The 8,329-nt window shown below is 71.1% G+C and carries 8 protein-coding genes; 2 read left to right on the top strand and 6 right to left on the bottom strand.

Annotated elements, in window-relative coordinates; all coding sequences use genetic code 11:
• Together VMR86_00480 and VMR86_00485 are read left to right on the top strand one after the other, a co-directional pair.
• A partial coding sequence (locus tag VMR86_00480; protein ID HTO05507.1) for an MFS transporter occupies positions 1-462 on the top strand: 462 nt, incomplete at its 5' end.
• Positions 437-1,720 (top strand): cytochrome P450, encoded by a 1,284-nt coding sequence (locus VMR86_00485; protein ID HTO05508.1) that lies wholly within the window; start codon positions 437-439, stop codon positions 1,718-1,720. The genes VMR86_00480 and VMR86_00485, both read left to right, overlap by 26 nt.
• Positions 1,721-1,726: 6 nt before the next feature.
• Here VMR86_00485 and VMR86_00490 read toward each other — a convergent pair whose 3' ends face one another.
• From VMR86_00490 to VMR86_00515, 6 genes are all read right to left on the bottom strand, one after another.
• Positions 1,727-2,344 carry a PaaI family thioesterase gene (locus tag VMR86_00490; GenBank protein HTO05509.1) on the bottom strand — a complete coding sequence of 206 codons (618 nt, stop codon included), beginning with the start codon at positions 2,342-2,344 and terminating at the stop codon, positions 1,727-1,729.
• Positions 2,345-2,416: 72 nt separating this feature from the next.
• Positions 2,417-3,598, bottom strand: coding sequence for a CoA transferase (locus VMR86_00495; protein ID HTO05510.1), 1,182 nt, complete (start codon positions 3,596-3,598; stop codon positions 2,417-2,419).
• Between the two features lie 2 nt (positions 3,599-3,600).
• A complete protein-coding gene (locus tag VMR86_00500) occupies positions 3,601-4,425 on the bottom strand; it encodes an SMP-30/gluconolactonase/LRE family protein (protein ID HTO05511.1) in 825 nt (274 codons plus the stop codon).
• 29 nt (positions 4,426-4,454) lie between these two features.
• Complete coding sequence (locus VMR86_00505) at positions 4,455-5,150, bottom strand: molybdopterin-dependent oxidoreductase (protein HTO05512.1); 696 nt, start codon at positions 5,148-5,150, stop codon at positions 4,455-4,457.
• Positions 5,147-7,507 carry an adenylate/guanylate cyclase domain-containing protein gene (locus VMR86_00510; protein HTO05513.1) on the bottom strand — a complete coding sequence of 787 codons (2,361 nt, stop codon included), beginning with the start codon at positions 7,505-7,507 and terminating at the stop codon, positions 5,147-5,149. Before VMR86_00510 ends, VMR86_00505 begins: the two co-directional genes overlap by 4 nt.
• A gap of 6 nt (positions 7,508-7,513) precedes the next feature.
• Positions 7,514-8,329, bottom strand: an 816-nt coding sequence (locus VMR86_00515) for an LLM class flavin-dependent oxidoreductase (GenBank protein HTO05514.1), incomplete at its 5' end; no start/stop codon positions are given.

The following is an 8,329-nucleotide window of genomic DNA, read 5'->3' on the forward strand; positions in this document are numbered from 1 at the left end:
CCGCTACTCGGCGTGCTCGGCGACCGCTTCGGCCGCCGGCCGGTGGCAATCGGCTCGGCCCTGCTCATGATCGTGGGCTCGCTCGCCTTCTACAACGCGAGCGGCTGGTGGCTCGTGCCGCTGTGGACGATCGCGATCTTCTTCGTCGTGGGTCACGAAGGCGTGCTGTCGACCTACGGCGCCGAGCTCTTCCCCACCTCGCACCGCTCCACCGCCGCGGGCGCGCGCCTGATCATCGGCACGCTCTCGGGCGTGCTCGGGCTCGCGCTCGAATCGGTGCTGTACTCCGCCACCGGCTCGCACTGGCGCGCGGTCTCGATCCTGCTCGCGTTCGGGCTGGTCTCGCCGTTCATCATCGCCGTCGCCTTCCCCGAGACCGCCGGCCGCAGCCTGGAAGAAATCTCGCCGGAACACGACTCACTCCAAGGAGACACCCATGAGCCTGCTCACCCAGTGGGATAACCTCGTCGCCGCGGCCCGCGGCCTCAGCTTGATGGCCGTGGAGAAGGTCGAGACGGGCATCGTCTACAACCCGATGGACGCGACGCTGCGTTCCGATCCCTATCCCTTCTACACGCGGCTGCGCCAGGCCGACCCCTTCCACCGCTGCCGCAACGCCGACGGCTGGGTGCTGTCGCGCTACGCCGACGTGCTCGAGGTGCTGCGTGACTCGGCCTTCTCCGCCGACGAGCGCAACCACCGCCGCTTCGGCCACATCGTCAAGCGGCTCGAGCGCGCGGGGCTGCCGGAGCCCTACGCCGACGACCGCGGCTCGATGCTCCGGCTGGACCCGCCGGACCACACGCGTCTGCGGGGCCTGGTTGCCAAGGCCTTCACCCCGCGCGCGGTCGAGCGCATGCGGCCGCGCATCGAGGCGATCCTGAAGGAGCTGCTCGAGTCACGTCCCGCCAAGGGGCCGATGGAGCTCGTGACCGAGCTCGCGTCGCCGCTGCCCGTGCGCGTGATCGCCGAGATGATCGGCGTGCCGCCGGAGGACCACGCGCGCTTCCGTGACTGGTCCAACGAGGCCGTGCGCTCGCTCGGCGGCGACACGATCGAGGACCACCAGGCGGCCGCGCGCGCGAACCGCCAGCTCGACCGCTACTTCGAAGCCATCATCGACGCGCGCCGCCAGGCGCCGAAGGACGACCTGATCAGCGCGCTGGTCGCGGCCGAGGACGCCGGCGACCGGCTGAAGCGCGGGGAGATGCTCTCCACGCTGACGCTGCTCCTGATCGCAGGCAACGAGACCACGACCAACCTGATCGCGAACGCGACGCTGGCGCTCTTGCGCAACCCCGAGCAGCTCGAGATCCTGCGGCGCGAGCCGGAGAAGGTGCCGGGCGCGATCGACGAGCTCTTGAGATACGACAGCCCGGTGCAGATGACGTCGCGCGTGGCGCTCGAAGACCGCGAGCTGCACGGCAAGCGCGTGCGGCGCGGCGACCAGATCATCCTGTTGCTCGGCTCGGCGAATCGCGACCCGGACGTGTTCCAGAATGCGGACCGGCTCGATGTGACTCGCAGCGACGTGCGCCACCTCGCCTTCAGTCACGGCGTGCACTTCTGCCTGGGCGCGCAGCTCGCGCGGCTCGAGGCGGGGCTTGCGCTGCAGGGGCTGATCGAGCGCTTCCCGAGCTTCAAGCTGCTGCCGCAGGAGGTGCCGTGGCGCACCAACATGATCCTGCGCGGGCCGAAGTCGGTCTGGCTCGACCTGTGAGTGCGCTCAGGCCTTCGTGAGTCGCTCGAGCGCGACGGCGTTCTCGTCTTCGCGCTCGGCGGCTTCGAGGAGCGAGTCCTGGGTCTTGGCGTCCGCCGCTTTCTCGGCCCAGGCGCGGTACATCGCCCCGCCCGCGCGCTCGAGCGTGGCGAGCAGGCGCTGCTGGTCGGCGACCGGCTTGCCGGCGAACAGACCCGACAGCAGCTCGGCCGGCTCGCGCGTGCGCTCCAGCACCGCCTGGGTCTGAGTCACCAGCGCCAGCAGCTTGCCGTCGGGACCGGTCACGCGCGTCTGCCAGACCATGGTGCGCCGGCCGCGGTGGAGCGGCGTGCACTCGCCTTCGATCGTGGTGCCGGCGCGGCCCGCCGCGAGGAAGTTGGTCTTCGACTCGATCGTGGTGGTGCCGTCGCCACGCTCCAGGTTCTGCGCGGTCGCGACCGCGCCCAGCGTGTCGGCGAACGCCATGATCGCCCCGCCGTGCAGCACGCCCGGCACCGTGCACAGCCGGTCCTCCACGAGCAGGCTCGCGCGCACGCGCTCGGGAGTCACCTCGAGGAACTTCATGCCCAGCGTGCCGGGGAAGAAGGCGGACAGGAGCTCGGTGTACTTCGCGGCGTCGCTCATGGCGTCCTTTCTACGGCCCGGGGCAGCCTGGGGCAAGGCGCCAGTTGGCGCCGAACGGCCGGGGCCAGCGCCTCAGACGACCCCCGCCTTGCGCAGGCCCTCGATCTCCTCGGCGCCGTAGCCCAGCTCGCGCAGTAACTCGTCGGTGTGCTCGCCCAGCCGCGGCGCGCGCCCCGGCGAGGCCGACGGGGTGCGCGAGAAGCGCACGGGCGTCTCGCTGATCGGCGCCGGCGTCGGCAGACCCGGCGCAGCGACGTCGCGCAACAGCCGCGCCGCCCGCACGTGCGGATCGGCGAGCGTCTCTTCGGGCGAGTACACGGGACCCGCGGGAATCTGCGCGCGCTCGAGCTCGGCCAGCACCTCGGCCGTGGTGCGCTGCGCGCACCACTCCCCCATGCGCTTGGACAGCTCCGCGCCGTTCTCGCCGCGCGCCGGGTCGTCGTGGAAGCGCGGGTCCTGCAGCAGCCCGGGGTCGCCGACCAGCGCCGCGAAGCGCGCGAACAGCGGCTGGCCGATCACCTGCGCCAGCACCCAGCCGTCGCGCGTGCGGAAGGCGTCGCTCGGGCCGGCGATCTGACTGCGGTTGCCGGTCGCGACGCGGTCGAGCCGGCGCACGCGCTGCTCGATCAGCGGCGCGTTCGAGACACTCAGCGCCGTCTGCAGGAGCGACGCCTCGACGTGCTGGCCCAGGCCGGTCTTCTGGCGCTCGTAGAGAGCGGCCACGGTCGCGAAAGCCGCGAGTCCCGCCGTGCCGAAGTCGACCCAGGGCACGTAGCTCTTCATCGGCTGACCCGGCTGACCCGAGAGATACATCGCGCCCGACATGGCCTGGCCGATGCCGTCGAAGCCGAGTCTCTCCTCGTAGGGACCGCCCGAGCCGAACGCAGACACGGTGGTCAGCACGAGCGAGGGGCGCAGGCGCGACACCGTCTGCCAGTCGAGCCCGAGCGCGCGCAGTGTCTGCGGCGGCAGGTTCGCGACCAGCACGTCGGCGGTGGCGAGCAGGCGCCGCACCACCTCGCGCCCGGCCGGCTTGGCCGGGTCGAGCGTCATGCCCTTCTTGTTGCGGTTGGTCTGCAGGAAGAGCGCGCCCTCGCCGCCGTCGGTGACCGGACCGACGAAGCGGTCCTCGCTGCCCGCGCACTTCTCGATGCGGATCACCTCCGCGCCCAGGTCGCCGAGCAGCGCGGCGCACCACGGACCCGCCACGTAGCGTCCGAAGTCGAGCACGCGGATGCCGTCGAGGATGCCCATGCTCAGACCCGCGCGAACGGCGCCGGCAGGCCCGCGAACGGGCTGCGCATGCGGAACACGGTCCCGCCGCGCGCGCGGTCCTCGGTGTTGTCGGCGGTCACCACGTACAGGTCGCGCAGCTCGGGGCCGCCGAAGCAGAGACTCGTGACCGCGCGCGCTGGCACCGCGATGCGCACGTCGGGCGTGCCGTCGGGCAGATAGCGCTGCACGCAGCCCGCCTGGTACAGGGCGACCCAGATGCCGCCCTGGGCGTCGACCGCCAGACCGTCCGGCCCGCCCTCGACACGGATCGGTGTCGCGGGCGTGGCGCGGCCCGCGGCGTCGAGGCGGTGCACGTGGATCCGGCCCGGGACCGTGTCGCTGTGGTAGATCGTCCGGCCGTCGGGCGAGAAGCCGATGCCGTTCGAGAGCGACACGCCGCCGTAGAGCTCGGTCGCGCGGCTCTCGCCTTCGATCCGGTAGCACTCGCCGGGCGTGCGCTCGGTGTCTTCGCTGAACGGGTTCGAGCGCATCGAGCCGGTGTACACGCGGCCCTGGGCGTCGGTGAACAGGTCGTTGAAGCCCGGCACGCCGTCCTTCGCGAACACGATGCGGGTCTGCCCGTCGCGCACGTGACAGATGTTCTTGCCCGAGATCACGATGCCGCCGTCGGCGTGGAGCGCGATCCCGCCCACGCCGCGCCGCTTGGGCACCACGGTCTCGATCGAGCCGTCGGGCCTGCGCCGGAACACGCCGCCGTTCGTCACGTCGCTGAAGTACAGGTTGCCCGCGCCGTCCACGCGCGGTCCTTCGATCAGTCCGTAGCCGAAGCAGAGTGTCTCGATCACGACTTTCGGCCCCCGGCGATTTCCATGGCTCAACTATACCGATCGTTGCGCCACGGGTGCGCGCTGTTCGAATAGCCGCGCAGCTCCCAGAAGCCCTTGCGGTCGCCCGCGAGCAGCTCGAGCCGCGAGACCCACTTCGCGCCCTTCCAGGCGTAGAGCTGCGGCGTGATCACCCGCACCGGACCGCCGTGGTTGGCGGGCAGCGCGCCGCCGTCGACGCCGAACGCCAGGAGCACGTCGTCCTTCAGCGCTTCGACCAGCGGAATGTTCGTCTCGTAGCCGTCCGAGCCGTGACACATGAGGTGAGTTGCGCCCTCGAGCGGCTCCGCCAGCGCGAGCGCGGTCTGAAGGCGCACGCCGCGCCACGGGATGTCCAGCCGCGACCAGCCGGTGACGCAGTGGAAGTCGGACACGTCGTCGACCTGCTCGAGCTCCTGCAGACCCGCCCAATCGAGCACGTAGGGCCGCTTGCATGCGCCGTCGACCGCCAGCCGGAAGCTCTCGCGAGTCACGTTGGGCTGCACGCCCAGGTCGAGCACGGGCCACTTGCCCGGAGCGGTCGGCGTCTGGTCGACCGGCACCCGCGGCATGCCGTGCCGGTTCTTCGGGCCGCTGCCGAGCGGCCTCGCGTCGGACATCGCGGGTGTCTCGCGCATCTTCGCCAGGAAACGCTCTCGCAGGCGCAGCCGCGCGGCGACCACCTCTTCGGGCGTGCGCCGGCTCATTCCGGCGGGAGCAGCCGAAAGGCCGGCTGCGGCGCGTGGAAGCCCGGAAGCTCGAGCTCGCCCACCGCTTCGAGGAGGGTATGTGTCGGCAGCTGGCCGCGCACCGCGGCACTCACGAGGATCTCGCCGCCCTTCGCCGCGTCGGAGAGCCGCGCCGCCAGGTTGGTCACGTTGCCGATCACGCCGTAGTCGCGCCGGCCCTCGTAGCCGATGAAGCCGCAGGTGGCGTAGCCGGTGTGGATGCCCATGCCCGCGTCGATGCGGTAGCGCCTGCGCGCCCAGCCCGTGCGCAGGCGCGCCAGGTCGCCATGCATGGCGAGCGCCATCGAAGCGGCACGCTCCACGTGGTCCTCCTGGTCGACGGGGTCGTTGAAGAACACCATGAAGCCGTCGCCCGCGAAGCGCTCGAGCGTGCCGGCGAACTCACTGACTCGCCGGCCCATGGCCGAATGGTACTCGGCCAGCGTCGCCATGACCTCTTCCGGCTCGACGCTCTCGGAGAACGACGTGAAGCCGCGCAGGTCGGCGAAGAACACGGTCACGAGCTTGCGCTGCGAGCGCAGCTCGGCGGCGCCGCCGCGCGCCATGACCTGCTCGATGATCTGCGGCGGGAAGAAGCGGCCCAGCTCCGCGAACTCGAGCTCGCGCGCGCGCAGCTTCTCGGTCGCCTCGATGCGGATCAGCGCCTGCACGCCCTGCTGCGCCACCGTCTGCAGCACCTCGAGCTCGAGCCGCTCCCAGGCGTCGCCGCGCTCGCGCGCGCCGATCGCGAGCCCGCCGATCACGCGCGAGTCACGCATGATCGGCAGCAGCGCCTCCGCGCCCAGCCGCTGGAAGGCCGCATAGCACTCGCGCTGGATGTTCACGAACTGCGGCTCCACCGAGATCTGCTCGCGGAAGATCTCCTTGCGCAAGGTGACCATGAGCTGCACCAGCGGCTCGGAGGCCAGCGGCGTCATGTCGAGTGACTGCTCGGCGCGCGCGCGGCCCACGCCGCGCAGGATCTCCGCCGGTCCCGCCACGCCCGCGAACAGGAACGCCGATCCGGGCCGCACGTCGGACAGGCGCGCGGGCGCCTCGGTCAGCGCGTCGAGCACGCCCTCGGGGTCGGTCGCGGCGGCCAGGTCCTCGCCGATGCGCCGCACGGTCTCGGGCAGGCGCAGGCGCTGCGGGTAGAGCCAGGCGTTGAGCAGCGCCTCGAACTTCGGCCACACGTAGAGCAGCGGCAGCAGCAGCCCCGCCACGAGATATGGCGACACCGACACCAGCGCGACCGCGAGCACCGTGAGCGCGCTGACCGCGGCCCCGTACACCACCGCGCGCCGCGCTGCGACCCGCGCGTTCAACAGCTCGCTGCGCAGCGCCGTGCGCGCCAGCGCGAGCAACAGGATCGAGAGCGACCAGTACGCGACCCGGATGTCGAGCACGTGCACGCCGGTCGTGGCCTGCACGAAGCGCACGGTCGCGGGCAGTGACCCGCCGAGCAGCACGCCGGCCAAGAGGATGCGCGCGCGCTGCGCGACCAGCGGGTCCTCGGTGTGCATGGCGAGCGCGCCGCAGCGGCCGACGAAGTAGAGGGTCACCACGAGCAGGAGACTCGTGTCGAAGATGCCGAGATAGCGCGTCGGCCCCGCGTAGTCGGTGGCCCAGGCGGTGATCTGCACGGCCGCGTGCACGAGCCCCAGCCCGTAGATCCAGTACAACACCCGGGGCGGCCGGCGCAGCAGCGCGCGGTGCACGATCGGAAAGGCCAGGCCGGCGTGAATCGGCACCGCGGCCAGGAGGCCGAGCATGGAGCGGTAGTACAGCGCGTACGGCGCCTGCGCGGGGCCGACACCGGACAGGATCATCGACAGGAAGCCGCCCGAGACACTGCACAGCGCGAGCAGCGCCCAGCTCTCGGGCGCGAACGGCCGCAGCTGGAAGGTGATCGCGCCGACCACGAAGAACAGCACGCCGAGCGCGAGCACCCCGCCCTCGGCGTACACCACGTCGGCCAGGCGCAGCTCGCGCACGGGGATCGAGATGTGCGCCAGCTGCTCCACGGGCCGCTGCACGACCAGCTCGTTGGTCGAGCCCTCGGTCAAGTTGAGCCGGCCCCAGACCTCGCTGCGCACCGGCTTGCCCGCGATCGACTCACCGTTCAGCTCGAGCAGACGCGCGCCGCCGCGCAGCCCCAGGTCGGCCGAGTCACGCCGCGAGGGCGAGATCTCGAGCCCGTCCATGACGAAGCCCACGTCGGGCCGGCCCACGCGCTGCAGCTTGTCGGCGCAAGCCAGCAAGAGACCGATCACGTACAGCGAGACGAGCGCAGCGTAGATGAGCTTCTGCCGGCCGGTCCCGTCACGCAGGCGCATGAAACCTCAGTTCGCGGCGGCGGACGGCTTCTTCGTGGGCGTCTGGTTCGAGCGCATGTTGTACGGGTTCGTGTCGATCTCCGCGAGGTCGATCGCCCCGTCGAGCACCTTGCGCTTCCACTCCTGGTGAGCCGGCTCGTCCGCCTGGAATTCGGGCATGACCTCGCGCGCGAACAGCTCGAGTGACTGGCAGATGTCCTCGTGCGTGTTCTTGCCGGCCTGGTTCAGCAGGATCACCTGGTCGACGTTCGACTCCTTGAACTTGCGCAGCCGCTCGCGCAGCGTCGCGGGCGAGCCGATCAGGCCGCCGCCGCGCTGCGCCTTCTGGCCCGCCGGAGTCTCGCGCCACTTCAGATACTCTTGCCAGAGATTCACGCTGTTGGGCACCACCGGACCGTGCGAGTTGTAGAAGCCGAGCGCGAACTGGAAGAACGTCCAGCCCTCGGCCTTCTCGATCGCCTCTTCGTCGCTGGGCGCACACATGAAGCCGCACACGATCGCGATCTGGGGGTTGGTCTGGTAGTCGCACAACAGCTCGCGCCGCTTCACGAACGCGTTGTAGTAGGCGTGGACCCAGGCGTGCGCCGCCTCGGCCGAGACGAACTGGAAGCCCAGCGCTCCCATGCCGCGGCGGCCGGCCATCTCGATCGTGTCGAGCTGCGAGCACGCGACCCACAGCGGCGGGTGTGGCTTCTGCAGCGGCTTGGGCACCACGTTGCGCAGCGGGAAGTCGAAATACTTGCCGTGATACTCCCAGCCCTCGTGCGTGAACATGGGCAGCACGGCCTTCACGGCGTCCTCCCACACGTCGCGCTTGTCGCG

Source organism: Myxococcota bacterium, assembly GCA_035498015.1.
Lineage (GTDB): Bacteria > Myxococcota_A > UBA9160 > SZUA-336 > SZUA-336 > VGRW01.